General features: G+C 66.5%; 22 protein-coding genes and 2 tRNA genes. 18 read left to right on the top strand and 6 right to left on the bottom strand.

Going from position 1 to position 25097, the window contains the following annotated elements; all coding sequences use genetic code 11:
* The gene (gene rhdA / locus LJF27_RS01370) at window positions 1-816 is read right to left on the bottom strand and encodes a thiosulfate sulfurtransferase (protein ID WP_003102047.1); all 816 of its coding nucleotides are present in this window, start codon (window positions 814-816) and stop codon (window positions 1-3) included.
* A gap of 74 nt (window positions 817-890) precedes the next feature.
* A complete protein-coding gene (locus LJF27_RS01365) occupies window positions 891-2402 on the bottom strand; it encodes an HDOD domain-containing protein (protein ID WP_003102046.1) in 1512 nt (503 codons plus the stop codon).
* Between the two features lie 140 nt (window positions 2403-2542).
* Between LJF27_RS01365 and motA the strand changes: the two genes are divergently transcribed.
* Window positions 2543-3394: a flagellar motor stator protein MotA gene (motA, locus tag LJF27_RS01360; protein WP_003102044.1), complete on the top strand. Its 852-nt coding sequence runs from the start codon at window positions 2543-2545 to the stop codon at window positions 3392-3394.
* Between the two features lie 19 nt (window positions 3395-3413).
* Window positions 3414-4457 carry a flagellar motor protein MotB gene (gene motB, locus LJF27_RS01355; RefSeq protein WP_003095673.1) on the top strand — a complete coding sequence of 348 codons (1044 nt, stop codon included), beginning with the start codon at window positions 3414-3416 and terminating at the stop codon, window positions 4455-4457.
* Window positions 4458-4460: 3 nt separating this feature from the next.
* On the opposite strand, the gene rsgA is transcribed toward motB, so the two are convergent.
* Window positions 4461-5480, bottom strand: coding sequence for a small ribosomal subunit biogenesis GTPase RsgA (rsgA, locus tag LJF27_RS01350; RefSeq protein ID WP_019396785.1), 1020 nt, complete (start codon window positions 5478-5480; stop codon window positions 4461-4463).
* 111 nt (window positions 5481-5591) lie between these two features.
* Between rsgA and orn the strand changes: the two genes are divergently transcribed.
* Window positions 5592-6134, top strand: a complete 543-nt coding sequence (gene orn, locus LJF27_RS01345) for an oligoribonuclease (protein ID WP_003095671.1) — start codon at window positions 5592-5594, stop codon at window positions 6132-6134.
* 33 nt (window positions 6135-6167) lie between these two features.
* Here orn and queG read toward each other — a convergent pair whose 3' ends face one another.
* On the bottom strand, window positions 6168-7253 hold the full coding sequence (gene queG / locus LJF27_RS01340) for a tRNA epoxyqueuosine(34) reductase QueG (protein WP_023097040.1): 1086 nt from the start codon (window positions 7251-7253) through the stop codon (window positions 6168-6170).
* An 81-nt stretch (window positions 7254-7334) separates the two neighbouring features.
* Here queG and LJF27_RS01335 point away from each other — a divergent pair, with 81 nt between their 5' ends.
* The 12 genes from LJF27_RS01335 (at window position 7335) to LJF27_RS01280 (ending at window position 20339) form a co-directional block, all read left to right on the top strand.
* Complete coding sequence (locus tag LJF27_RS01335) at window positions 7335-8843, top strand: bifunctional ADP-dependent NAD(P)H-hydrate dehydratase/NAD(P)H-hydrate epimerase (RefSeq protein WP_023097039.1); 1509 nt, start codon at window positions 7335-7337, stop codon at window positions 8841-8843.
* The gene (gene tsaE, locus LJF27_RS01330; RefSeq protein WP_003106408.1) at window positions 8831-9298 is read left to right on the top strand and encodes a tRNA (adenosine(37)-N6)-threonylcarbamoyltransferase complex ATPase subunit type 1 TsaE; all 468 of its coding nucleotides are present in this window, start codon (window positions 8831-8833) and stop codon (window positions 9296-9298) included. Before LJF27_RS01335 ends, tsaE begins: the two co-directional genes overlap by 13 nt.
* Window positions 9299-9306: 8 nt before the next feature.
* On the top strand, window positions 9307-10734 hold the full coding sequence (gene amiB, locus LJF27_RS01325) for an N-acetylmuramoyl-L-alanine amidase AmiB (protein WP_003123571.1): 1428 nt from the start codon (window positions 9307-9309) through the stop codon (window positions 10732-10734).
* Window positions 10734-12635 carry a DNA mismatch repair endonuclease MutL gene (gene mutL / locus LJF27_RS01320; protein WP_003106411.1) on the top strand — a complete coding sequence of 634 codons (1902 nt, stop codon included), beginning with the start codon at window positions 10734-10736 and terminating at the stop codon, window positions 12633-12635. The genes amiB and mutL overlap by 1 nt, the downstream gene beginning before the upstream one ends.
* 57 nt (window positions 12636-12692) lie before the next feature.
* On the top strand, window positions 12693-13664 hold the full coding sequence (gene miaA, locus LJF27_RS01315; protein WP_003106415.1) for a tRNA (adenosine(37)-N6)-dimethylallyltransferase MiaA: 972 nt from the start codon (window positions 12693-12695) through the stop codon (window positions 13662-13664).
* Between the two features lie 105 nt (window positions 13665-13769).
* Window positions 13770-14018, top strand: a complete 249-nt coding sequence (hfq, locus tag LJF27_RS01310) for an RNA chaperone Hfq (protein WP_003095657.1) — start codon at window positions 13770-13772, stop codon at window positions 14016-14018.
* Between the two features lie 12 nt (window positions 14019-14030).
* Entirely contained in the window at window positions 14031-15332 is a 1302-nt protein-coding gene (gene hflX / locus LJF27_RS01305; protein ID WP_003113930.1) for a ribosome rescue GTPase HflX, read from the top strand.
* A gap of 94 nt (window positions 15333-15426) precedes the next feature.
* Window positions 15427-16626: an FtsH protease activity modulator HflK gene (hflK, locus tag LJF27_RS01300; RefSeq protein ID WP_003116168.1), complete on the top strand. Its 1200-nt coding sequence runs from the start codon at window positions 15427-15429 to the stop codon at window positions 16624-16626.
* Window positions 16626-17495, top strand: a complete 870-nt coding sequence (hflC, locus tag LJF27_RS01295) for a protease modulator HflC (RefSeq protein ID WP_003106429.1) — start codon at window positions 16626-16628, stop codon at window positions 17493-17495. Before hflK ends, hflC begins: the two co-directional genes overlap by 1 nt.
* A 95-nt stretch (window positions 17496-17590) precedes the next feature.
* A complete protein-coding gene (locus LJF27_RS01290; RefSeq protein WP_003095647.1) occupies window positions 17591-17776 on the top strand; it encodes a DUF2065 domain-containing protein in 186 nt (61 codons plus the stop codon).
* Between the two features lie 34 nt (window positions 17777-17810).
* On the top strand, window positions 17811-18995 hold the full coding sequence (locus LJF27_RS01285; RefSeq protein ID WP_003116169.1) for an ATP phosphoribosyltransferase regulatory subunit: 1185 nt from the start codon (window positions 17811-17813) through the stop codon (window positions 18993-18995).
* A 51-nt stretch (window positions 18996-19046) separates the two neighbouring features.
* Window positions 19047-20339, top strand: coding sequence for an adenylosuccinate synthase (locus tag LJF27_RS01280; protein ID WP_003095642.1), 1293 nt, complete (start codon window positions 19047-19049; stop codon window positions 20337-20339).
* Between the two features lie 156 nt (window positions 20340-20495).
* Here LJF27_RS01280 and LJF27_RS01275 read toward each other — a convergent pair.
* Both LJF27_RS01275 and LJF27_RS01270 read right to left on the bottom strand, forming a co-directional pair.
* Window positions 20496-20582, bottom strand: a tRNA-Leu gene (locus LJF27_RS01275).
* A gap of 129 nt (window positions 20583-20711) precedes the next feature.
* Window positions 20712-20798 (bottom strand) — tRNA-Leu (locus tag LJF27_RS01270).
* A gap of 204 nt (window positions 20799-21002) precedes the next feature.
* On the opposite strand from LJF27_RS01270, the gene rnr reads away from it, so the two are divergent.
* From rnr to rpsF, 3 genes are all read left to right on the top strand, one after another.
* On the top strand, window positions 21003-23720 hold the full coding sequence (gene rnr / locus LJF27_RS01265; RefSeq protein WP_004347671.1) for a ribonuclease R: 2718 nt from the start codon (window positions 21003-21005) through the stop codon (window positions 23718-23720).
* Complete coding sequence (rlmB, locus tag LJF27_RS01260; RefSeq protein WP_004347672.1) at window positions 23717-24463, top strand: 23S rRNA (guanosine(2251)-2'-O)-methyltransferase RlmB; 747 nt, start codon at window positions 23717-23719, stop codon at window positions 24461-24463. Before rnr ends, rlmB begins: the two co-directional genes overlap by 4 nt.
* Window positions 24464-24677: 214 nt before the next feature.
* Entirely contained in the window at window positions 24678-25097 is a 420-nt protein-coding gene (gene rpsF, locus LJF27_RS01255) for a 30S ribosomal protein S6 (RefSeq protein ID WP_003095636.1), read from the top strand.

Genomic DNA, 25097 nt, shown 5'->3' with positions numbered 1-25097 from the left:
TCAAACCTCTACAGGGGTATCGGGGTGGTTGCCCCATTCCGACCAGGAGCCGGCGTAGCCTTTGACCCGCGGGTAGCCCAGCGCCTTGGCCACCAGGTAGGTGAAGCCGGAGCGATGGTGGGTCTGGCAGTGGGTGATCACTTCCTTGTCCGGCGTGATGCCGAGGTCCTCCAGGACTTCGGCGATATCCGCGCGGATGCGCAGGGCGCGAGCCGGGTCCATGCCGGCGGTCCATTCGAAATTGATCGCGCCGGGCACATGCCCGGCCTTCGCGGCGAGCACCTTGGTACCGGCGTATTCGCTGGGGTTGCGCGCATCCCATACCGCCAGGTCGGCGGCGCCGAGGCGGCTTTGCAGGTATTCGCGGGTCGCGCTGGGCTCGTCGTGCAACGTCAGCGGCAGCGGGCCGCCGACAGGCGCCGGGACCTCGCGGTCGAGAGCCTGGGCGTCGGCGATCCAGGCCGGCAGGCCGCCGTTGAGATAGTGGTAGCGGTGGTGGCCGATCACGTCCAGCAGCCAGATGAAGCGGCCCGCCCAGCCGCCGCCTTCGTCGTCGTAGACCACGTAGGTCGCCTCCGGGCGGTGGCCCAGCTCGCCGAACAGGGCTTCCAGGTCGGCCTTGGCCGGTAGCAGGCCGGGTGCCGGGGGTTGTCCCCACTGGGTGCGTTTGGGGTCGACGAAACGCGCGCCGGGGATATGCCCTTCGGCGTAGCGGGCGGCACTGGTCAGGTCGACCAGGATCAGCTCGGGCGCGCCCAGGCGCGGCGCGAGGTCGCTGGGCTCGATCACCAATGGCAGGTCGGAGAAGACGGACATGCGAGTACCCCCGGGTTGAAGAAGGGCAGCAGTTTAACGGAAAGCGCGCCCGACCAGTGTGCCGGGCGTGTCCCTCATTCCGTGCGGCGCTGGCGGCCGAACTGCTGGATCGCGCGCTCGGTGCACTGGGCGGTCTTGGCGAAGGCCTGGGCATGCAGGTCGCTGAACGGCTGGCCGCCGAGGTCGGCCAGGACCAGCATCACCACCCGCGAGCCGTTGCCCAGCGAGCGCAGCAGCAGGTGAGGCCCGGGGAACAGTTGGCGCAAGGGTTCGCCGAGGGCCGGCAGCAACTGGTCCTGGTTGTTCGGGCCGATGCGCAGCAGGGCGGGTTGCTGGAACAGTTTCTTCAGCAGCGGGCTGCTGGCAATCTCCAGTTGCAATTTCTCCTGGCCCGGTTCGAGTCCGGCGCTCTGCTGCGCCAGCACGTGTACCTGGGTGCGATCGGCCACCAGCAGCAGCATCCTTTGCAGGCCGCAGGCGCGCAGCGCATCGCGGGCACAGGCGGTGAGCTGCACCACGTTGCTGAACGGGCTGGGCTCGCGGAGCAACTCGGCGCAATGCTGCCGCCACTCGGCCAGGGCTTCCGCCGAGGGCGGCGGCGGGGGTGCCGCTTCGGCACGCCAGCGGCTGGCCTGCCAGGGCCAGATCAAGGCCACCGCCGGATGCCACAGCGGCGGCCGGGCGTGCAGGCGCGCGCTTTGCGCGGCGAGCATGTGCACCTGCTGCTGGACTTCGGTCAGCGGCTGGCCCAGGTACAGGCCGGTCAGGCGCTGCCAGCGCAGCATGTGCGGCCCGTCCCAGCTCTGGTGCGCGGCGATGGCCAGGCCATTGGCGAGGAGAGTGCAGTTGGCCGGCTGGGTCAGCCAGCGGGCGAGATCGGGCTGGGCATCGAGTTGCTGTTGCTGGAGCAGGGGCGACTGATGGTCGCGGGCGATACGCAGGGCTCGAACCAGCAGGCGACGGTCGCAGGCGAGCAGGCGATAGCCCTGGATGACCCACTGCGGTAGCCGCCAGCGTTCGGCCAGCGCCAGGCAGATCGGCAGCAGGCGCATGCCGAGCAGTTCGCGCTCCACTCGCAGGGTCGGTTCGCCCTGTACCAGCACGCGTTGCTGCCATTGCTCCAGCAACTGCGGGCGGGCGTTGGCCAGCGCCCAGACCGGAGCCATGGTCAGCAGGCTGCCCCAGTGGATTTCCTGCCAGAGCCTGGCCAGGCGCGCGCCGAACAGGCCGCTGGCCTGCTGCATGGCGTGCTGGCTGATCAGCAGCATCTGCCCGAGGACCCTGGGCATCTCCGCATCCTGGATGCTCGGCAGGGTCTTCAGAAGTTGGCTCGCGCGCGCCAGGCCGAGGCGGCTGAGGGCCACCTCCAGGCTTTCCGCGGGGTTGTCGCGGGCGCTCTCGGCGCGATTGGCCTCGCGCAGGATGGACAAAGCCAGTGTCGGGCTGCCCTGCAACTGGTCGGCGATCTCGCGCAGCGAGCGACGGCTGTCGCTCAGCGCGGCGTGCAGGCCGGCATAGTGGCTGGCGGGGATCGGCAGGGGTTGCCGGTCGAGCTCTTCGAGCCAGGCGGCGAGGCGGTCTGTCATGGGTGTCGGGCTCGGTGTCGGCGAGGCGGCGAACTGGCTTTTCGAGTATTCGGACTATAGTCTTGCGGCTAGCAACCGATAACAAGAGGGAGCCTAGCAGTCCCCCTCCTTATCCTGTTCATTTCGCACGTCCGGTCCTCATGTCAAAAATCATCGGCATCATCGTCGTTTTCGCCAGTGTCCTCGGGGGCTTCCTGCTCTCCGGCGGCAAGATCGGCGCCATCATCCAGCCCTTCGAGGTCCTGATCATCGGTGGCGCGGCACTGGGGGCGTTCCTCCAGTCCAACCCGGGCAGCACGTTCATGGTGGTGCTGAAGAAAGCGCCGAAGATGTTCAGCAACCGCTTTACCCAGACCTACTACCTCGAGGTGCTGGGCATGCTCTACGAGATCCTCAACAAGAGCCGGCGCGAAGGGATGATGGCGATCGAGGCGGACATCGAGGACCCCGCGGCCAGCCCCATCTTCAGCAAGTACCCCGGTGTGCTGAAGGATGAGCGGATGACCGCCTATGTCTGCGACTATCTGCGCATCATGTCCTCCGGCAACATGGCGCCGCACGAGCTGGAAGGCCTGTTCGACATGGAGCTGTCCAGTCTCAAGGAGGACCTGGAGCATCCGTCCCACGCGGTGACCAAGGTCGCCGACGCCCTGCCGGGCTTCGGTATCGTCGCCGCGGTACTCGGCATCGTCATCACCATGGCGTTGCTTGGCGAAGGCAGCCAGGCGGAGATCGGCCACCACGTCGCCGCCGCCCTGGTGGGCACCTTCCTCGGGATTCTCGCCGCCTACGGCTTCGTCGGCCCGCTGGCGGGCGCCCTGGAGCACGATGCCAAGGAAGAGTTGAACCTGTTCGAGGCGATCAAGGCCTGCCTGGTCGCTTCCGCTTCCGGCATGCCGCCTTCGCTGGCCGTCGAGTTCGGCCGCAAGGTGCTGCTGCCCGCCCATCGGCCGACCTTCGCCGAGCTCGAGCAGGCCGTGCGTGGCCGCTGAGTGGAGGCACTGTCGATAGATGGACAATAACCAGCCGATCATCGTCAAGCGCGTCAAGCGCTATGCCGCCGGCCACCACGGCGGCTCGTGGAAGATCGCCTTCGCCGACTTCGCCACGGCGATGATGGCGTTCTTCCTGGTGCTCTGGCTGCTGTCTTCGGCCACCCCGGAGCAGAAGAAGGCGATTTCCGGATACTTCCAGGACCCCATCGGTTTCAGCGAAAGCGCCAGCCCCTACGTCATCGACCTCGGCGGCACGCCGACGCCGGCGCCGGACAAGACCCTCAATCCGCAGGTCCAGGCCCAGCCGGACTCCAACGAAAGCCGGATCAGCCCCGAGCAGGACCACCAGGTCAACGCCGACCAGGCCGAGAACCTCGCCGAGCAGGTTGAGCGAGAGCGCCTGGCGCTGCTGCTGCAGGAGTTGCAGAACAAGGTCGACGAAAATCCGATGCTCAAGGACTTCAAGGACCAGATCCACTTCGAGATCACCCGCGACGGCCTGCGCATCCAGATCGTCGACGCCGCCAACCGGCCGATGTTCGACCTCGGCAGCGCGCGCCTGCAGCCGTATTTCGAGGACATCCTGCTGGCCATGGCCGAGACCATCCGCCAGGTGCCGAACAAGATCAGCATCAGCGGCCACACCGACGCCAAGCCCTATGCCGGCAACGGCGACTTCGGCAACTGGGAGCTATCGGCCAATCGCGCCAACGCCGCGCGCCGAGCACTGGTCGCCGGCGGCTATCCGGAAGGGCAGATCGCCCAGGTTGTCGGCTATGCCTCGGCACGCCTATTCGACGACAAGGACCCGCTGAACCCGGTGAACCGGCGGATCGACATCGTGGTCCTGACCCGCAAGGCGCAGAAGGCCATCGAAGGCGAGACCGGCGCTCCCGAAGCCAGCGCCCCCGCGGCTGCCCCGGGCGAGCAGCCGAAGCCGGCTGCCGAGGCACCGGCGGCGGGCGCGCAACCTTCGCTACCGGCGGACGAGGTGCAGAAGAAGCTCAACCTGTTCGACGACGGCGGCAGCCTGAAGCTGGAGCAGATCAAGGGCGACTGAGGTTCAGTAGTCCGTTTCCGGCATGCTTGCCAGAATGTGCCGGTAGCTGGCCATGCGTTGCGGCATGATGCGCCCGTCCTCCAAAGCCTGGAGCAGGGCGCAACCTGGTTCACGGTCGTGCTTGCAGTCGCGGAAGCGGCAACGTCCGAGCAGGTCGCGGAACTCGATGAAACCGGCCTCGACATCGTCTCGCGACACGTGCCCCAGGCCGAACTCACGGATGCCGGGCGAGTCGATCAGGTCGCCGCCGCCGGGAAAATGGAACAGTCGCGCGGTGGTGGTGGTATGGGTGCCCTTGCCGGTCACCGTGGAGAGGTCGCCGACACGTGTGTCGACACCTGGCAACAAGGCATTCACCAGCGACGACTTGCCCACCCCGGACTGCCCGACGAAGACGCTCACGTGACCGTCCAGCGCGCCGCGCAGTTCGTCCATCGCCAGGCCATTGAAGGCCGACACCTCGATCAGCGGGTAACCCAGGGTGCGGTAGACATTCAGCAGCGCATCGATGCCTTCGGCATTGCTCTCGTCGACCAGGTCGGCCTTGTTCAGCAGCAGCAGCGGCTGGATGCCGGCATGTTCGGCGGCGATCAGGTAGCGGTCGATCAGGTTGGCGTGCGGTTCGGGACGCGGGGCGAAGACGATGACGATGCGGTCGACGTTGGCCGCCACCGGCTTGAGCAGCCCGCGCATGTCCGGGCGGCACAGCTCGGAGCGGCGCGGCAATTGCGCGACGATCACGCCGATGCCCTGGTTGCCGGCGCGCCAGACCACCTGGTCGCCAGTCACCAGTGCCGGCAGGTTGGCGCGCAGGTGACAGCGGGAAACCTGGCCGTCGGCGGACTCGACCTCTACCTGAACCCCGAAATGAGCGATCACCTGGCCGGTCTGCTCCGGTCCCAGGTCGCCGCCCTCCAGCTCTTCCACGGCACGCGACTCGCGACGGGCCGCCCGGGCCGCGCGTTCTTCCTGGATCTTTTCGATACGCCAGCTCTGCCGGCGGGTCAAGTGGCGTTTGGCCATGATGCGTCCGCATGAAAAATCGGCGGCGAGTTTAACATGGGCGCGCCGCCATCATTCGCGCGGCGGCGTTCCACGCTAGAATGCACGGCATAGCGACTGGAGCGACTCCCCATGCAGAACCCGCAGAACCTTATCTGGATCGACCTGGAGATGACCGGCCTCGATCCGGACCGGGACGTCATCATCGAGATGGCCACCATCGTCACCGACAGTGACCTCAACACCCTGGCCGAAGGACCGGTGATCGCCATCCACCAGCCAGAGGAAATCCTCGCCGGCATGGACGAGTGGAATACCCGCCAGCACGGCCAGTCCGGCCTGACCCAGAGGGTTCGGGAAAGTACCGTGAGCATGGCCGAGGCCGAGGCGCAGACCCTGGCCTTCCTCGAGCAGTGGGTGCCCAAGCGCAGCTCGCCGATCTGCGGCAACAGCATCTGCCAGGACCGCCGCTTCCTCTATAGGCACATGCCCAGGCTGGAAGGCTACTTCCACTACCGCAACCTCGACGTCTCCACCCTCAAGGAGCTGGCCGCGCGCTGGGCGCCGCAGGTCCGCGAGAGCTTCAAGAAGGGCAACACCCACCTGGCGCTGGACGATATCCGCGAGTCGATCGCCGAGCTGCGCCACTACCGCGACCACTTCATCAAGCTCTGATCCGTCCGGACCGGGTGGCAGGCGCCGGCCGGGCTAGGTTTCCCCGTGGCGCCGCAGGGCCCATTCCACGTGCTCGCGGACCAGCTCCGAAGGGAACCCGCGGCGCGCCTTCAGCGCCTCCAGCACCTGGATGGTCGAGGGCGCGTTGCCCAGCCCCACCGCCAGGTTGCGCAACCAGCGCTCGTAGCCGGCGCGGCGCAGCGGCGAACCCTCGGTGCGGCCGAGGAACTCCTCCTCGCTCCAGAGGAACAGTTCGGCGAGTTCGGCGTTGTCCAGGCTGTGGCGCGGCTGGAAGTCGCCCTGCCCGGTGGGGCGGGCGAAGCGATTCCATGGGCAGACGATCTGGCAGTCGTCGCAGCCGAATACCCGGTTGCCGATCAGTGGTCGCAGCTCCAGCGGAATCGCGCCCTTGTACTCGATGGTCAGGTAGGAGATGCAGCGTCGCGCGTCCAGCCGGTAGGGGCCGACGAAGGCCGCGGTCGGGCAGATGTCCAGGCAGGCCGAGCAGCGTCCGCAATGCTCGCTGTCCATCGCCGGGTCGACGGGTAGCGGCATGTCGACGAACAGCTCGCCGAGGAAGAAGTAGCTGCCGGCCTTGCGGTTGAGCACCAGCGTGTTCTTGCCGATCCAGCCGAGGCCGGCCTGTTCGGCGATGGCCTTTTCCAGCACCGGCGCGCTGTCGACGAAGGCGCGGAAACCGAACGGGCCGACTTCGGCCTGGATGCGCTCGGCCAGTTGTTGCAGACGCTTGCGGATCAGCTTGTGGTAGTCGCGGCCGAGGGCGTAGCGCGAGACGTAGGCTTTTTCCGGCGTCGCGAGGACCTGCGCCATGCGCGTGTCGCCGGGCAGGTAATCCATGCGCAGAGAGATCACCCGCAGCGTGCCGGGAACCAGCTCGGCAGGTCGTGAGCGCTTGCTGCCGTGCGCCGCCATGTAGTCCATCTCGCCGTGGTAGCCGGCCTCCAGCCAGCGCTGCAGGTGCGCTTCGTGCTCGCCCAGCTCGACGTCGCTGATACCGACCTGCTGGAACCCCAGCTCGCGGCCCCAGTCCTTGATGGACTGGGCGAGGCGGGTGGGGTCCGGCGGGGAAAGGTTGTCGGCCAGAGGTTGGGGAGTCATGGGAGGCAACGAAGACGAGGGAAAGCGAAATGGGATAGGTATAATTCTGCCAGACTGCGCGCCTGACGCCGAATCGATCCGATGACCATGACCTTCCAGCACGACGACCTGCCACTCGCCCTCTATTCCGCCGCCCAGGTGCGCGACCTGGATGCGCGCCTGATCGCCGCCGGCACGCCGGGCTTCGAACTCATGCAGCGCGCCGCCCACGCCGCCTGGCGTGCCTTGCGCCGCCGTTGGCCGGAGGCCGCGGCGCTGACGGTGCTCGCCGGGCACGGCAACAATGCCGGCGACGGCTACCTGATCGCGGCGCTGGCGCAACGTGCGGGTTGGCGAGTGCGGGTGCTGGCGGTCGCGGCGCCGCAGCGGCTTGCCGGCGACGCGGCGCAGGCGCGTGCCGCCGCGCTGGCGACCGGGGTCGTGGTGGAGCCCTGGAGCGAGTGCGCCGTGCTCGAGGGCGTAGTAGTGGATGCATTGCTCGGCACCGGCCTGGCAGGTGCCGTGCGCGAGCCCTTTGCGCAGGCCATCCGCCTGGCCAACGCCGCCGACCTGCCGGTGCTGGCGGTGGATATTCCTTCCGGCTTGAGCGCCGACACCGGTGCGGTATTGGGGGAAGCGATCAGGGCGGATCTGACAGTGACTTTCATCGGCCTGAAGATCGGGCTGTTCACTGGCGAGGCGCCGGCACGGGTCGGCGAGCTGGTGTTCGACGAACTCGGCAGCGACGCCGTCGTGTTGCAAGGGCTCCAGCCCCGGGCCCACCGTCTGGCACGAAATGCCCTGCCGAGTCTGGCAGCGCGGCCGCGGACCGCGCACAAGGGGCTGTTCGGCCACCTGCTGGTGGTCGGCGGCGACACCGGCATGGGCGGGGCCGTGCTACTGGCCGCGGAAAGCGCCCTGCGCTGCGGCGCCGGGCTGGTCTCGGCGGCGACCCGCGTCGAACATGTGCCGGCGTTGCTGAGCCGTTGTCCCGAGGTCATGGCCCATGGCGTGGCGTCGGCGAACCAACTGCTGGCCCTTGCCGAACGCGCCAGCGTGCTGATGCTCGGTCCCGGTCTTGGCCAGCGCGCCTGGGGGCGTAGCCTGCTGAGCGCTGTCCGGTCGCGACCGTTGCCGCAGGTCTGGGATGCCGACGCGTTGAACCTGCTGGCCCTGGAACCGGTCGGAGCAGGGCCGCGGACATGGATTCTGACGCCACATCCCGGCGAGGCCGCGCGCCTGTTGGGTCGCTCGACCACCGAGGTGCAGGCGGACCGCCCGGCGGCGGCGCTGGAACTGGCGCGTCGCTACCAGGCGGTGGTGGTGCTGAAGGGCGCCGGCAGCCTGGTCGCCGCGCCCGACGGACGACTTGCCGTCTGTTCCCAGGGGCATCCGGCGATGGCTGGTGCCGGCCTGGGTGACGTGCTGTCGGGCATCACCGGTGCCTTGCTGGCCCAGCGCGTGGAGGCGTTCGAGGCGGCCTGCCTGGCGGTCTGGCTGCATGCCGCCGCCGGTGAGCGGCTCGGCGCCCAGGGTCGTGGGCTGGCGGCGACCGATCTCATACCTACCGTTCGTCAGTTGCTCGAGGAGTGCAGTCCGTGTCTGAAGTGATCCTGTCCGCCGAAGGGGAAGACGCGATGCTCGAACTGGGCGGGCGCATCGCCCGGGCCAGCGGGGGGCAGGGGGTGATCTACCTGCATGGCGACCTCGGCGCCGGCAAGACCACCCTCTCGCGCGGCATCCTGCGCGGCCTCGGCCATGCCGGCTCGGTGAAAAGCCCGACCTTTACCCTGGTCGAGCCTTACGAAATCGGCGAGCTGCGCGCCTACCATTTCGACCTGTACCGGCTCGCCGATGCGGAGGAATTGGAGTTCTTCGGCATCCGCGACTATTTCGACGGCAGCGCACTCTGTCTGATCGAGTGGCCCGAGCGCGGTGCGGGCGTTTTGCCAACCGCCGATCTGGACATTACCATTACTGCCCAAGCGGGTGGACGGACACTGCGCCTGGTACCGCACGGTGCGCGGGGCGAAGCCTGGTGTGCCACCCTGACCATGGGAGCATGAGAAAAACGATGGGTTGGGGCTTGCGTCTGCGGACGTTGTTGACTGGGGTGATGATTCTGCTGGCCTGCCAGGTCGGCGAGGTTCTGGCCGCCGCGCAAATCAAGAGCGTGCGGATCTGGCGCGCTCCGGACAACACCCGTCTGGTCTTCGATCTCTCCGGTCCGGTGCAGCACAGCCTGTTCACCCTGGCCGCTCCCAACCGTATCGTCATCGACGTCAGCGGCGCCCAACTGGCGACCCAGCTCAACGGTCTCAAGCTCGGCAACACCCCGATCACCGCGGTGCGCTCCGCCCAGCGCACGCCCAACGACCTGCGCATGGTCCTCGACCTGTCGGCGCAGGTCACCCCGAAAAGCTTCGTCCTGCCGCCCAACCAGCAATACGGCAACCGCCTGGTGGTCGATCTCTACGACCAGGGCGCCGACCTGACCCCGGACGTGCCCGCGACGCCGACCCCGAGCGTGCCGGTCACCCCGGTGACGCCGACCCAGCCGGTGGCCAAGCTGCCGCTGCCAACCAAGGGCGGCACCCGCGATATCGTCATCGCCATCGACGCCGGCCACGGCGGTGAAGACCCTGGCGCCCTTGGCCCGGGCGGGTTGCACGAGAAGAACATCACCCTGTCGATCGCTCGCGAGCTGCAACGCCAGATCAACCAGGTGCGCGGTTACCGGGCCGAGCTGACCCGTACCGGCGACTATTTCATCCCGCTGCGCAAGCGCACCGAGATCGCCCGCAAGAAGGGCGCCGACCTGTTCGTCTCGATCCATGCCGACGCCGCGCCGAGCCGCAGCGCCTTCGGTGCCTCGGTGTTCGCCCTGTCCGACCGCGGCGCCACTTCGGAAACCGCGCGCTGGCTGGCCGACAGCGAGAACCGTTCCGACCTGATCGGCGGCGATGGCAGCGTCAGCCTCGGCGACAAGGACCAGATGCTCGCCGGCGTGCTGCTCGACCTGTCGATGACCGCCACCCTCTCGTCGAGCCTGGATGTCGGCCACAAGGTACTGACCAATGTCGGCCGCATCACTTCGCTGCACAAGCGTCGTGTCGAGCAGGCCGGGTTCATGGTGCTGAAGTCGCCGGACATCCCATCGATCCTGGTGGAAACCGGCTTCATCTCGAACGTCAACGAGTCGCGCAAGCTGGCTAGCGCCAGCCATCAGCAGGCTTTGGCGCGTTCGATCACCAGCGGCATCCGCCAGTATTTCCAGCAGAGCCCGCCGCCCGGCACCTACATCGCCTCTTTGCGCGCCCAGGGCAAGCTCTCCATGGGGCCGCGCGAGCACGTGGTGCGGCCCGGAGAGACCCTGGCGATGATCGCCCAGCGCTATGAAGTGAGCATGGCCGCGCTGCGTAGCAGCAACAGCCTGTCCAGCGACAACCTGAAAGTCGGCCAGGCCCTGTCCATCCCGAGCACCGCCCTGGCGGCCCAGTGATGAGTGAAGCACCGCGTATCCAGCTGCTGAGTCCGCGGCTGGCGAACCAGATCGCCGCCGGTGAGGTGGTCGAGCGTCCCGCCTCGGTGGCCAAGGAACTCCTGGAAAACAGCCTTGACGCCGGTTCCCGGCGCATTGATGTGGAGGTCGAGCAGGGCGGCATCAAGTTGCTGCGAGTGCGCGACGACGGTCGCGGCATCCCCGCCGACGACCTGCCGCTGGCCCTGGCTCGCCACGCCACCAGCAAGATCCGCGAGCTGGAAGACCTGGAGCGGGTGATGAGCCTCGGCTTCCGTGGCGAGGCGCTGGCCTCGATCAGCTCGGTAGCGCGCCTGACCATGACCTCGCGTACCGCCGACGCCGGCGAAGCCTGGCAGGTGGAAACCGAGGGCCGCGACATGCAGCCGCGGGTACAGCCGGCGGCGCACCCGGTGGGGACCAGCGTCGAGGTTCGCGACCTGTTCTTCAACACCCCGGCGCGGCGCAAGTTCCTGCGTGCCGAGAAGACCGAGTTCGACCATCTGCAGGAGGTCATCAAGCGCCTGGCGCTGGCCCGCTTCGACGTGGCTTTCCACCTGCGCCACAACGGCAAGACCATCTTCGCCCTGCACGAGGCGCGAGACGAGCTGGCCCGCGCGCGCCGGGTCGGCGCGGTGTGCGGCCAGGCATTCCTCGAGCAGGCGCTGCCGATCGAGGTCGAGCGCAACGGCCTGCACCTGTGGGGCTGGGTCGGCTTGCCGACCTTCTCCCGCAGCCAGCCGGACCTGCAGTACTTCTATGTGAACGGGCGCATGGTGCGCGACAAGCTGGTCGCCCACGCGGTGCGCCAGGCTTATCGCGACGTGCTGTACAACGGCCGGCATCCGACCTTCGTGCTGTTCTTCGAAGTCGATCCGGCGGTGGTGGACGTCAACGTGCACCCGACCAAGCACGAAGTTCGCTTCCGTGACAGCCGGATGGTCCATGACTTCCTCTATGGCACCTTGCATCGTGCGCTGGGCGAGGTCCGTCCCGACGACCAGCTCGCGCCGCCCGGGGCGACCAGCCTGACCGAGCCGCGACCGACCGGCGCTGCCGCCGGCGAGTTCGGCCCGCAGGGCGAGATGCGCCTGGCCGAGAGCGTGCTGGAGAGTCCGGCGGCACGGGTGGGCTGGAGTGGCGGCTCATCGGCCTCCGGCGGCTCCTCCGGCTATTCCGCCTATACCCGGCCGGAGGCGCCGCCCTCTCTGGCCGAGGCCGGTGGCGCCTACAAGGCCTACTTCGCGCCGTTACCCGCGGGCGAGGCGCCAGCCGCGTTGCCCGAGAGTGCCCAGGACATCCCGCCGCTGGGTTACGCCCTGGCGCAGCTCAAGGGCATCTACATCCTCGCCGAGAACGCCCACGGCCTGGTGCTGGTGGACATGCACGCGGCCCACGAGCGGATCACCTACGAGCGCCTCAAGGTGGCGATGGCCAGCGAAGGCTTGCGTGGGCAGCCGTTGCTGGTGCCGGAGTCGATCGCGGTCAGCGAGCGCGAGGCGGATTGCGCGGAAGAGCATTCCAGCTGGTTCCAGCGCCTGGGCTTCGAGCTGCAGCGCCTGGGGCCGGAAAGCCTGGCGATCCGGCAGATCCCTGCGCTGCTCAAGCAGGCGGAGGCGACCCAGTTGGTGCGCGATGTCATCGCCGACCTGCTGGAATACGGCACCAGCGACCGTATCCAGGCGCACCTGAACGAGTTGCTCGGCACCATGGCCTGCCATGGTGCGGTGCGCGCCAACCGGCGCCTGACCCTGCCGGAAATGAACGCCCTGTTGCGCGACATGGAAATCACCGAGCGCAGCGGCCAGTGCAACCATGGGCGTCCGACCTGGACCCAACTGGGCCTGGACGAGCTGGACAAGCTCTTCCTGCGCGGACGCTGAGCCTTGCAGCTTCGGGCGCAAAGCCCGAAGCTATGCGCTTTGTCCAAGAGCTTTCCGATGTCTTCCCTGCCTCCCGCCATCTTTCTCATGGGGCCGACCGCCGCCGGCAAGACCGACCTGGCGATGGCGCTGGCCGATGCGCTGCCCTGCGAGCTGATCAGCGTCGACTCGGCGCTGATCTACCGCGGCATGGATATCGGTACGGCCAAGCCTTCCCGGGAGCTGCTGGCGCGCTATCCGCACCGCCTGATCGATATCCGCGACCCGGCGGAGAGCTATTCGGCCGCGGAGTTTCGCGCCGACGCCCTGGCGGCGATGGCCGAGGCCACCGCGCGCGGCAGGATTCCCCTGCTGGTGGGGGGCACCATGCTCTATTACAAGGCGTTGCTCGAGGGCCTGGCCGACATGCCCGGCGCCGATCCCGAGGTGCGCGCGGCGATCGAGGCCGAGGCCCAGGCCGAAGGTTGGGAGGCGCTGCACCGGCAACTCGCCGAGGTCGACCCGGAATCGGCTGCGCGTATCCACCCCAACGATCCGCAGCGACTGATGCGGGCGCTCGAGGTGTATCGCCTCGGCGGGGTGTCGATGAGCGACCTGCGTCGCCGGCAAAGCGCTGAAAAGGCGGATTTTGACGCGTCAGGCAGGAATCAATTGCCGTATACTGTCGCTCAGCTGGCGATTGCTCCCGAGCAGCGCCAGGTGTTGCACGCGCGGATTGCGCAGCGTTTTCGCCAGATGCTGGAACAGGGTTTCATCGCCGAGGTCGAAGCACTGCATGCCAGAAGTGACTTGCATGCAGGATTACCGTCTATTAGAGCCGTGGGTTACCGTCAGGTGTGGGATTACCTGGATGGCAAGCTGTCCTACGCTGAAATGACCGAACGCGGCATCATCGCTACCCGCCAGTTGGCCAAGCGCCAGTTCACCTGGCTGCGAAGCTGGAGCCATCTACACTGGATGGACAGCCTAGCAGGTGACAATCTGCCGCGTGCCTTGAAATACCTGAAAACGGTCTCCATATTGGCCTGAGACCTTAATTTGTCCGTCTGTTTCCGGAACGACTCCGGAGTTTGGACGGCGCCAAGTCACCCTATTCGACTACTTCAAACTACGATCCTTAAAGGAGTGCGGCACATGTCAAAAGGGCATTCGCTACAAGACCCTTACCTCAATACCCTGCGGAAAGAACGCGTCCCGGTTTCCATCTATCTGGTCAACGGCATCAAGCTGCAAGGCCAGATCGAGTCCTTCGACCAGTTTGTCATCCTGCTGAAGAACACCGTCAGCCAGATGGTTTACAAGCACGCGATCTCCACCGTGGTACCGAGCCGTCCGGTGCGTCTGCCGAGCGGTGACCAGCCGGCCGAGCCGGGCAACGCTTGACGGGAGTCCGCTTTGTTCTTTGAGCGCCCAGGTGGTGGGGAACAGGCTGTTCTGGTGCATCTGGAAGGGCAGAACCCCGAGGCGCGTGAAGACCCGCAGGAGTTCCAGGAGCTGGTGCGTTCGGCCGGCGCGGAAACGGTGGCATTCGTCAGCGTCTCCCGCCACCAGCCGAGCGCCAAATATCTTATCGGCAGTGGCAAGGTCGAGGAGTTGCACGACCTGGTCAAGGCCGAAAACGTCGAGCTGGTGATTTTCAACCACACCTTGACGCCCAGCCAGGAGCGCAACCTCGAGCGTGCGTTCGAGTGCCGCGTACTCGACCGGACCGGGCTGATCCTCGACATCTTCGCCCAGCGCGCACGTACCCACGAAGGCAAGTTGCAGGTGGAACTGGCGCAACTGGAGCACATGAGCACGCGGCTGGTACGCGGCTGGACCCACCTCGAACGGCAGAAAGGCGGTATCGGTCTGCGCGGTCCGGGCGAGACCCAGCTGGAAACCGACCGACGCCTGCTGCGCGTGCGCATCCGCCAGATCAAGCAGCGCCTGGAGAAGGTCCGCAGCCAGCGCGAGCAGGCTCGACGCGGGCGCAAGCGCGCGGATATCCCGGCGGTCTCCCTGGTCGGCTATACCAACGCCGGCAAATCGACCCTGTTCAATTCGCTCACCGCCTCCGAGGTGTATGCCGCCAACCAGTTGTTCGCCACCCTCGACCCCACCCTGCGTCGCCTGCAACTGGACGATCTCGGGCCGGTGGTGCTGGCCGACACGGTGGGCTTCATCCGCCACCTGCCGCACAAGCTGGTGGAGGCCTTCCGCGCTACGCTGGAAGAGTCGAGCAACGCCGACCTCCTGCTGCACGTGATCGACGCCTACGAGCCCGAACGGGATGCGCAGGTCGAGCAGGTGCTGGCGGTGCTCGGCGAGATCGGCGCCAACGAATTGCCGATGCTCGAGGTCTATAACAAGGTCGACCTGCTACCCTCGGTCGAGCCGCACATCCAGCGCGACGATTCCGGCAAGCCGGTGCGCGTCTGGCTGTCGGCGCAGACCGGCGAAGGCCTCGACCTGTTGCGCCAGGCCATCGCCGAGCTGCTCGGCGAGGACCTCTTCGTCGGAACCTTGCGCCTGCCCCAGCGGCTCGGGCGCCTGCGCGCCCAGTTGTTCGAACTGGGCGCGGTGCAGTCCGAGGCGCACGATGAGGAGGGTTGTACCCTGCTGCAGGTGCGCCTGCCGCGGGCCGAGTTGAACCGCCTGGCGAGCCGCGCTGGCTGGCAGCCGGCGGAGTTCGTTGCGCAACACACTTTGCAATAAAGCCCGTATCGCTGCTTTTGGCAGCGGGCAGGGCATTCGGTAGCATGGGTGGCCGCGCCGCAGGCGCGTTTCGCGTTACTAGATGGAGAGCGCTATGGCTTGGAACGAGCCGGGTGACAACTCGAACAACAACGATCGAGACCCGTGGGGAGGCCGCCGCGGTGGTGGTGGCGGTGGTGACCGCAAGGGGCCGCCCGACCTGGATGAGGCTTTCCGCAAGCTTCAGGACAGCCTGAACGGGCTGTTCGGTGGAAAAAAACGCAGTGGCAACGGTTCCGGCTCCGGTTCCGGCGGCAAGGGCGGTGGCCTGGGCCTGTTCGGCATCGGCCTGGCGATCCTCGCCGTGCTCTGGCTGTACAACGCCATCTATGTGGTGGACGAGCAGGAGCAGGCGGTCATCCTGCGCTTCGGCAAGTATTACGAGACGGTCGGTCCCGGCCTGAACTTCTACTTCCCGCCGATCGACAAGCGCTTCCAGGAGAACGTCACCCGCGAGCGTGCGTACAGCAAGCAGGGGCAGATGCTCACCGAGGACGAGAACATCGTCGAAGTGCCGCTGACCGTGCAGTACAAGATCAGCAACCTGCAGGACTTCGTGCTCAACGTCGACCAGCCCGAGGTCAGCCTGCAGCAGGCGACCGAGAGCGCGCTGCGGCATGTCGCCGGCTCCACCACCATGGACCGGATCCTCACCGAAGGCCGCGAGCAGATGGCGACCGAGGTGCGCGAGCGCCTGCAACGCTTCCTGGATACCTACAGGACCGGTATCACCGTGACCCAGGTGAACATCCAGAGCGCCCAGGCACCGCGTGAGGTGCAGGAAGCGTTCGACGATGTGATCCGGGCCCGCGAGGACGAGCAGCGCGAGAAGAACCAGGCCGAAGCCTATGCCAACGGCGTGGTGCCGGAGGCACGTGGCCAGGCCCAGCGCATCATCGAAGAAGCCAACGGTTACCGCGACGAGGTGATTTCGCGCGCCCAGGGCGAGGCGGATCGCTTCTCCAAGCTGCTGGTGGAATATCGCAAGGCTCCGGAAGTGACGCGCGAGCGTCTGTACCTGGACACCATGCAGGAAGTCTTCAGCCAGACCAGCAAGGTGCTGGTGACCGGTCAGCAGGGGCAGAACAACCTGCTCTACCTGCCGCTGGACAAGATGATCGATGGTCGTAACGCCGCGCCCGCTACGGGGGCCGGTGCTTCCGCCGGTGGTGGCAGCGCCAGCGCTTCCGACCTGGGGTCGCGGATCGTCAACGATCTGCGGCAGCAAGACGCGCGTACGAGGGAGAGCCGCTGATGGGCAACAAGTCTTTGATCGCTCTGATCGTCGGTGTCGTCGCCGCCATCGTCCTGTGGAACAGCGTCTACGTAGTCCAGCAGACCGAGCGCGCGGTCATGTTGCGCTTCGGCCGGGTGGTCGAGTCCGACGTCAAGCCGGGCCTGCACTTCAAGATCCCGTACGTCAACCAGGTGCGCAAGTTCGACGCTCGCCTGCTGACCCTGGATGCCCCGACCCAGCGCTTCCTGACCCTGGAAAAGAAAGCGGTGATGGTGGATGCCTATGCCAAGTGGCGGGTGGCGGATGCCGAGCGCTTCTACACCGCTACCTCGGGCCTCAAGCAGATCGCCGACGAACGCCTGTCGCGGCGTCTCGAAGCGGGTCTGCGCGACCAGTTCGGCAAGCGTACCCTGCATGAAGTGGTATCGGGCGAGCGCGACGCGCTGATGGGCGACATCACCGCTTCGCTGAACCGCATGGCGCAGAAGGAACTGGGTATCGAGGTGATCGACGTGCGGGTCAAGGCCATCGACCTGCCGAAGGAAGTCAACCGCAGCGTCTTCGAGCGGATGAGCACCGAGCGTGAGCGCGAGGCCCGCGAGCACCGCGCCAAGGGTCGCGAACTGGCCGAAGGCATTCGTGCCGACGCCGATCGCCAGCGCCGGGTAATCGTTGCCGAAGCCTACCGCGAGTCGGAAGAGACCCGCGGTGACGGCGACTCCAAGGCTGCCGCGATCTATGCCAAGGCCTACAACCAGGATCCGGAGTTCTATTCCTTCTACCGTAGCCTGAAGGCGTATCGCGAAAGCTTCGCCGAGAAGCGCGACGTACTGGTGCTCGATCCGAGCAGCGAGTTCTTCCGCTATCTGAACAAGGCCAACAAGTAATACTCGGTTCTCCGGCGGGCGGCAGCGCCCGCCGGAGAAATCGTGTTATGATGAGCCAGCCGGGAAATCCCGGCTTTTTTGCGTCCGCGAGAATCATGTGGCAGGAATTCGGCATCGCTTTTTGTCTCGTGCTGGTGCTGGAAGGCATCCTGCCGTTCCTGTGTCCGCGACAATGGCGCGAGGCGGTCACCGGCATCGGCCGGCTGAGCGACCGTCACCTGCGTCTCGTGGGGCTGGGCAGCATGCTGCTCGGCACCCTGCTTCTTTACTGGATTCACTGATGATGTGCCGCCCGGCTGAAAGGGGAGAGGCGAAATGGCAACGGTAGACCGCTGGCTGCTGCCAGATGGGATCGAAGAGGTGCTGCCCCCGGAGGCGGCGCGCATCGAAGCAGCCCGCCGTCAGGTGCTGGATCTGTTCCACCGCTGGGGTTACGAGTTCGTCGTGACCCCGCATATCGAATACCTGGAGTCGCTGCTCACCGGCGCGGGACAGGATCTTGACCTGCGCACCTTCAAGGTGACCGACCCGGCGTCCGGCCGGCTCATGGGTTTCCGTGCCGACATTACGCCGCAAGTGGCGCGGATGGATGCGCACAGCCTGCGCCGCGAGGGACCGAGCCGCCTGTGCTATGCCGGCAGTGTGCTGCATGCGCAGCCGCGCGCGCTGTCCACTTCGCGTAGTCCGATCCAGCTGGGCGCCGAGCTGTACGGCGATCCGAGCCCTGCCAGCGATGTCGAGGTGATCAGCCTGATGCTGGAAATGCTCGAGATGGCGGAAGTGCCGGACGTGCACATGGACCTCGGCCATGTCGGTATCTACCGCGGCCTGGCGCGCGCGGCAGGGCTGTCCGGCGAAGTCGAGCAGCAGTTGTTCGATGCCTTGCAGCGCAAGGCGGTGGACGAGGTCGAGGCGCTGACTGCAGACCTGCCTGCCGAGCTGCGCGGCATGTTGCGTGCGCTGGCCGAGCTATGCGGCGGCCGCGATGCGCTGGAGCAGGGCCGTGCCCGTCTGGCGGCGGCGCCGGCCGATGTCCAGGTGGCGCTGAACGAGCTGATCGAGATCGCCGATTCGCTGGCTGGACGTTTCCCCGGCTTGCCGCTGTATTTCGACCTCGGCGAGCTGCGTGGCTATCACTATCACACCGGCGTGGTGTTTGCGGCCTTCGTGCCCGGCGTTGGCCAGTCCATCGCCCAGGGCGGTCGCTATGATGATATCGGTGCCGATTTCGGGCGCGCCCGCCCGGCCACCGGTTTCTCCACCGATCTGAAAAGCCTGGTCACTCTCGGCCAGGCCCGGTTGGACCAGGCTGTATCGGGTATCTGGGCGCCGGCCGAAGGGGCCGGGCTCTGGCAGGTGGTGCAACGACTGCGCCGCGACGGGCAGCGTGTCGTCCAGGCTCTGCCCGGGCAGGATGCGGCTTCTGCGCGCGAGGCGGGCTGCGACCGGCAGCTGGCGCTGCGCGATGGCAATTGGCAGGTGGCGCCGCTGGCGTCCTGAGATTCCGCCGGCCGCGGCCGGCATCGAACTTCCACGATGGGGACAAGTGTTATGGGTAAGAATGTCGTAGTCCTGGGCACCCAATGGGGTGATGAGGGCAAGGGCAAGATCGTCGACCTGCTCACCGAGCAGGCGGCTGCCGTAGTTCGCTACCAGGGTGGTCACAACGCTGGCCACACCCTGGTGATCGATGGCGAGAAAACCGTCCTGCACCTGATTCCATCGGGCATCCTGCGCGAAGGCGTGCAGTGCCTGATCGGCAATGGCGTGGTGCTGGCGCCGGATGCGCTGCTGCGCGAAATCACCAAGCTGGAAGAGAAGGGCGTGCCGGTGCGCGAGCGCCTGCGCATCAGTCCTTCCTGTCCGCTGATCCTGTCCTATCACGTCGCCCTCGACCAGGCGCGCGAGAAGGCCCGCGGCGAAGCCAAGATCGGCACCACCGGTCGTGGCATCGGCCCGGCATACGAGGACAAGGTGGCGCGTCGCGGCCTGCGCGTCGGCGACCTGTTCCACCGCGAGCGCTTCGCCGCCAAGCTGGGCGAGCTGCTGGACTACCATAACTTCGTCCTGCAGCACTACTACAAGGAGCCGGCCATCGACTTCCAGAAGACCCTGGACGAGGCGATGGAGTATGCCGAGCTGCTCAAGCCGATGATGGCCGATGTCGCTGCGACCCTGCACGACCTGCGCAAGCACGGCAAGGACATCATGTTCGAAGGCGCCCAGGGATCGCTGCTGGACATCGACCATGGCACCTATCCCTACGTGACCAGTTCCAACACCACCGCTGGCGGTACCGCCACCGGTTCCGGCTTCGGCCCGCTGTACCTGGACTACGTACTGGGTATCACCAAGGCCTATACCACTCGCGTCGGCTCCGGTCCGTTCCCGACCGAGCTGTTCGACGACGTCGGCGCCTACCTGGCCAAGCGCGGCCACGAGTTCGGCGCCACCACCGGTCGCGCTCGTCGCTGCGGCTGGTTCGATGCCGTGATCCTGCGCCGCGCCATCGAGATCAACAGCATCTCCGGCCTGTGCCTGACCAAGCTCGACGTGCTCGATGGTCTGGACGTGGTGCGCCTGTGCGTCGGCTACAAGAATGCCGATGGCGATGTGCTGGAAGCGCCGACCGATGCCGACAGCTACATCGGCCTGCAGCCGGTCTACGAGGAAATGCCCGGCTGGAGCGAGTCGACCGTGGGTGCGAAGACCCTGGAAGAGTTGCCGGCCAACGCCCGCGCCTACATCAAGCGCGTGGAAGAACTGGTGGGTGCGCCGATCGATATCATCTCCACCGGTCCGGATCGCAACGAAACCATCATCCTGCGCCATCCATTCGCCTGAGGCGGATAGCGGGGCGATGACGGAACGGGCTGCGCATGCGGCCCGTTTTCATTTCCGGGGTCGGCGCCGCGGCGAGCGGGGGGAGGTGGCGTGGCTCGAAGGGAAAAATCGCGGACAACAAAAAGCCGAGCGATGCTCGGCTGTTTGTCTTGAAGATGGTGCCCAGGAGAAGACTCGAACTTCCACGGTGTTGCCACCGCTAGGACCTGAACCTAGTGCGTCTACCAATTCCGCCACCTGGGCATGCTTTTCAGCATTGTGCGATGATCGCTCATCGACTTGGGTGTTGCAAACCTTGTCGCAGTTTCAATGCCTGGTAGTGGCTGAACTGCTGAAACAAAAACGGTCTAATGTCCGGCTTTGTCTGAAATATGGTGCCCAGGAGAAGACTCGAACTTCCACGGTGTTGCCACCGCTAGGACCTGAACCTAGTGCGTCTACCAATTCCGCCACCTGGGCACTGGAGTCGATGATCGCTCATCGTTTCCGTGTTACAACGTCTCAGCAACGTTGTGGGCGCGAACTATACGAGTACGTATTCTGCTTGTAAACCCCTGATGCGATAAAAATTATTCTGTTGCCGAAGCTGACCGACGAAGCGTTTTCGCGCTTCAATAGAGCAATGGCAGCAAACGCTAAAGAAGAAAAGGTGACCTACCTCTAATGGCCGATTGGCAAAACCTCGATCCCGAGGCCGCTCGCGAAGCGGAAAAGTACGAAAACCCCATCCCCAGCCGGGAACTGATCCTGGCTCACCTATCCGAGCGGGGCGCTCCGGCGACTCGCTCCCAGTTGCTCGACGAGTTCGGGCTCGCCGGCGAGGAGCCGGAAGAGGCCTTGCGTCGTCGCCTGCGCGCCATGGAGCGCGACGGGCAGCTTATCTATACGCGTCGTGGCGCCTATGCGCCGGTGGACAAGCTGGACCTGATCCGCGGCCGCATCAGCGGGCACCGCGACGGCTTCGGCTTCCTGATCCCCGACGATGGCAGCGACGACCTGTTCCTCAGTCCCACCCAGATGCGCCTGGTGTTCGACGGCGACCGCGCCCTGGCCCGGGTGTCCGGCCATGACCGGCGCGGACGCCGCGAAGGCCAGCTGGTCGAGGTGATCGAGCGGGCCCACGAGATCGTGGTCGGCCGCTACTTCGAGGAAAGCGGCATCGGCGTGGTGGTCGCGGACAACCCGAAGATCCAGCAGGAAGTCCTGATCCCGCCGGGCAAGGCCGGCAAGGCCAGGCACAACCAGTTCGTCCAGGTGCGCATCGAGCAATGGCCGAGCATCCACCGCCAGGCCCAGGGCGAGATCGTCGAGGTGCTCGGCGACTACATGGCGCCGGGGATGGAGATCGAAGTCGCCCTGCGCAGCTACGATATCCCCCACGTCTGGCCGGCCGCAGTGGAGAAGGAAGCGGCCAAGCTCAAGCCGGAAGTGGCGGAGAAGGACAAGGAAAAGCGTGTCGACCTGCGCCAGGTGCCCTTCGTCACCATCGACGGCGAGGATGCCCGCGACTTCGACGACGCGGTGTACGCCGAGGCCAAGCGCGGCGGCGGCTGGCGCCTGTTTGTGGCGATCGCCGATGTCTCGCACTACGTGAAGGTCGGTTCGGCGCTGGACGAAGAGGCGGCCAGGCGCGGCAACTCGGTGTATTTCCCCGAGCGGGTGATCCCGATGCTGCCGGAGGTGCTGTCCAATGGTCTCTGCTCGCTGAATCCGCTGGTCGACCGGCTGGCCATGGTCTGCGAGATGACCCTGTCCAAGGCCGGCAAGCTGACCGGCTATCAGTTCTACGAAGCGGTGATCCACTCCCATGCGCGCCTGACCTACACCAAGGTCAGCCAGTTGCTCGAGCATCCCGACAGCGTCGAGGCCGAGAACCTGCGCCAGCAGTTGCCCGGCGTGGTGCCGCACCTGCAGCAGTTGTATGCGCTGTATAAAGCGCTGCTGGCCGGCCGCCATGTCCGCGGCGCGATCGATTTCGAGACCCAGGAAACCCGCATCGTCTTCGGCGCCGACCGGAAGATCTCGGAAATCCGCCCGACCCAGCGCAACGATGCGCACCGCCTGATCGAAGAGTGCATGCTCTGCGCCAACGTGGCGACCGCACGCTTCCTGCAGAAGCACGCCATCCCGGCGTTGTACCGGGTGCATGACGGCCCGCCGCAGGAGAAGCTCAACAACCTGCGCCAGTTCCTCGGCGAGCTGGGGTTGAGCCTCGGCCGCGGCAAGGCCGCGCCGACCCCGGGCGACTACCAGGAGTTGCTGGAGAAGATCCACGACCGCGCCGACTTCCGCCTGATCCAGACGGTCATGCTGCGTTCGCTCAGCCAGGCGGTGTACAGCCCGGACAACAATGGCCACTTCGGCCTCAACTACGACGCCTACACCCACTTCACCTCGCCGATCCGGCGCTACCCGGACCTGCTGGTGCACCGTGCGATCCGCAGTGTGATCCGCTCCAAGGCGGAGACTCCGCACGTGCAGCGGGCCGGCGCGGCGAGCATGCCCAAGGCGCGCATCTATCCGTACGACGAATTGCGCCTGGACCAGTTGGGCGAGCAGTGCTCGATGACCGAGCGGCGTGCCGACGAGGCCACCCGCGACGTGACCAACTGGCTGAAGTGCGAATACATGCGCGAGCGGGTCGGCGAGACCTTCCCTGGCGTAATCACCGCGGTCACCGGTTTCGGTCTGTTCGTCGAGCTGACCGACATCTTCGTCGAAGGCCTGGTCCATGTGACCGCGCTGCCCGGCGACTACTATCATTTCGACGCCGTGCACCATCGCCTCAGCGGCGAGCGCACCGGGCGCAGCTTCCGTCTCGGCGACACCACGGAAGTGGTAGTGGCGCGGGTCGACCTGGACGAGCGGAAGATCGATTTCGAGCTGGCCGGAAACGTGCTGAGCGCGCCGATCGGACGCAAGAAGCGCAACGGCGACAAGTCGGCGAACGCCGGCAAGGCGCCGAAGGGGCGCAAGGGCGCATCCGTGCCCGAGGTCGACCTGGAGCCGGCGCTGGCCAGTCCCGACGCCGCGGTGGTGCCGCGGCGCAAGGCCGGCAAGGTGCAGGCGCTGCCGCCGGTCGCGCCGGAGCTGCTGGCGCAGGCCGCGGAGATGCTCGGCAACACCGACGTGCGCAAGAGTCGCGAGGTGAAGCAGGCGCTGCTCGCCGAGGCGCGCGTCGGCGGCGGCAAGGACAAGGGCGGGAAGAAGGGCAAGGTCGTTCCTGCGGGCAAGAGCGCGAAGGGCAAGGCCAAGGGCGGCAAGCCCGCCGCTGCCGCCAAGCCGGGAAAGCCGACCAAGCATCGCAAGGGGCCTTCCAAGCCGAAGGCCGACAACGCTCCGGCCGCCACCGGGGCGCGCAAACGTAAGGCCAAGTCATGAGTCAGTGGGAAAAGGTCTACGGCGTGCATGCCGTGGAAGCGTTGTTGCGTCATCACCCGAAGCGGGTCAAGCAGTTGTGGCTGGCCGAGGGGCGGCATGATCCGCGGGTCCAGGTGCTCACCGAGCTGGCCGCCGGGTTCCGTATTCCGGTAGGGCAGCGCGACCGGCGCGAACTCGACGAGTGGGCGGAAGGCGTCCACCAGGGCGTGGTCGCGGAAGTCAGCCCCAGCCAGGTCTGGGGCGAAAACATGCTCGAGGAACTGCTCGAGCGGGGCGAGGGCGTGCCGCTGCTGCTGGCCCTGGATGGCGTCACCGATCCGCACAACCTCGGCGCCTGCCTGCGTACCGCCGATGCGGCGGGGGTGCAGGCGGTGATCGTGCCCAAGGACAAGTCCGCGACCCTCAACGCCACCGTGCGCAAGGTCGCTTGCGGCGCCGCCGAGGTGATCCCGCTGGTGGCGGTGACCAACCTCGCGCGCACCCTGGAAAAGCTCCAGCAGCGCGGCCTGTGGGTGGTCGGCACCGCTGGCGAGGCGGACAAGACCCTCTACCAGCTCGACCTCAAGGGGCCGACCGTGCTGGTGATGGGCGCGGAAGGCAAGGGCATGCGCCGGCTGACCCGCGAGCACTGCGACTTCCTCGCCAGGTTGCCGATGGCCGGCAGCGTCAGCAGCCTGAACGTCTCGGTCGCCACCGGCGTCTGCCTGTTCGAGATCCTCCGCCAGCGCACCCCGCTGGAGTGAGCGCGTGCGGGGCCGCCGCGGCGCGGCCCCGCGCCATTCCATCCGCTGTACAAATATTCGCCAATCTTCCTTGCTTCGCCGGTTGCCCTTCTCTAGAATGTCGCCCCTTGCCGCGTGGGCAGGCGTTCGTTCGCCTCTCCACCAGGCAAGCCAAGAAAACATTCACTCCTTGCCTGACCGTTCTGCGGCAGGCTGCAACCCGTAAGGAGCATTTATGCGTCATTACGAAATCGTGTTCCTGGTTCACCCGGACCAGAGCGAACAAGTCGGTGGCATGGTCGAGCGTTACACCAAGGCCATCGAAGAAGACGGCGGCAAGATCCACCGTCTGGAAGACTGGGGCCGTCGTCAGCTGGCCTACGCCATCAACAACGTGCACAAGGCCCACTACGTTCTGATGAACGTCGAGTGCAGCGCCAAGGCCCTGGCTGAGCTGGAAGACAACTTCCGTTACAACGATGCCGTGATCCGTAACCTGGTCATGCGTCGCGACGAAGCTGTCACCGAGCAGTCCGAGATGCTCAAGGCTGAAGAAAGCCGCAACGAGCGTCGCGAGCGTCGTGAGCGTCCGAACGATAACGCTGAAGGCGCCGATGGCGACGACAACAGCGATAGCGATAACGCTGACGAGTAA

Source organism: Pseudomonas sp. 203-8, assembly GCF_020708595.1.
Lineage (GTDB): Bacteria > Pseudomonadota > Gammaproteobacteria > Pseudomonadales > Pseudomonadaceae > Pseudomonas > Pseudomonas aeruginosa.
Note: the sequence above shows the minus strand (reverse complement) of the source record. Positions and strands in the feature narration are given on the sequence as shown.

Bases quoted from the DNA above. Each gene is read 5' to 3' on its own strand.
- rhdA (WP_003102047.1), bottom strand. From the start codon at position 816: ATGTCCGTCTTCTCCGACCTGCCATTGGTGATCGAGCCCAGCGACCTC.
- LJF27_RS01365 (WP_003102046.1), bottom strand. From the start codon at position 2,402: ATGACAGACCGCCTCGCCGCCTGGCTCGAAGAGCTCGACCGGCAACCC.
- motA (WP_003102044.1), top strand. From the start codon at position 2,543: ATGTCAAAAATCATCGGCATCATCGTCGTTTTCGCCAGTGTCCTCGGG.
- motB (WP_003095673.1), top strand. From the start codon at position 3,414: ATGGACAATAACCAGCCGATCATCGTCAAGCGCGTCAAGCGCTATGCC.
- rsgA (WP_019396785.1), bottom strand. From the start codon at position 5,480: ATGGCCAAACGCCACTTGACCCGCCGGCAGAGCTGGCGTATCGAAAAG.
- orn (WP_003095671.1), top strand. From the start codon at position 5,592: ATGCAGAACCCGCAGAACCTTATCTGGATCGACCTGGAGATGACCGGC.
- queG (WP_023097040.1), bottom strand. From the start codon at position 7,253: ATGACTCCCCAACCTCTGGCCGACAACCTTTCCCCGCCGGACCCCACC.
- LJF27_RS01335 (WP_023097039.1), top strand. From the start codon at position 7,335: ATGACCATGACCTTCCAGCACGACGACCTGCCACTCGCCCTCTATTCC.
- amiB (WP_003123571.1), top strand. From the start codon at position 9,307: ATGGGTTGGGGCTTGCGTCTGCGGACGTTGTTGACTGGGGTGATGATT.
- mutL (WP_003106411.1), top strand. From the start codon at position 10,734: ATGAGTGAAGCACCGCGTATCCAGCTGCTGAGTCCGCGGCTGGCGAAC.
- miaA (WP_003106415.1), top strand. From the start codon at position 12,693: ATGTCTTCCCTGCCTCCCGCCATCTTTCTCATGGGGCCGACCGCCGCC.
- hfq (WP_003095657.1), top strand. From the start codon at position 13,770: ATGTCAAAAGGGCATTCGCTACAAGACCCTTACCTCAATACCCTGCGG.
- hflK (WP_003116168.1), top strand. From the start codon at position 15,427: ATGGCTTGGAACGAGCCGGGTGACAACTCGAACAACAACGATCGAGAC.
- hflC (WP_003106429.1), top strand. From the start codon at position 16,626: ATGGGCAACAAGTCTTTGATCGCTCTGATCGTCGGTGTCGTCGCCGCC.
- LJF27_RS01290 (WP_003095647.1), top strand. From the start codon at position 17,591: ATGTGGCAGGAATTCGGCATCGCTTTTTGTCTCGTGCTGGTGCTGGAA.
- LJF27_RS01285 (WP_003116169.1), top strand. From the start codon at position 17,811: ATGGCAACGGTAGACCGCTGGCTGCTGCCAGATGGGATCGAAGAGGTG.
- LJF27_RS01280 (WP_003095642.1), top strand. From the start codon at position 19,047: ATGGGTAAGAATGTCGTAGTCCTGGGCACCCAATGGGGTGATGAGGGC.
- rnr (WP_004347671.1), top strand. From the start codon at position 21,003: ATGGCCGATTGGCAAAACCTCGATCCCGAGGCCGCTCGCGAAGCGGAA.
- rlmB (WP_004347672.1), top strand. From the start codon at position 23,717: ATGAGTCAGTGGGAAAAGGTCTACGGCGTGCATGCCGTGGAAGCGTTG.
- rpsF (WP_003095636.1), top strand. From the start codon at position 24,678: ATGCGTCATTACGAAATCGTGTTCCTGGTTCACCCGGACCAGAGCGAA.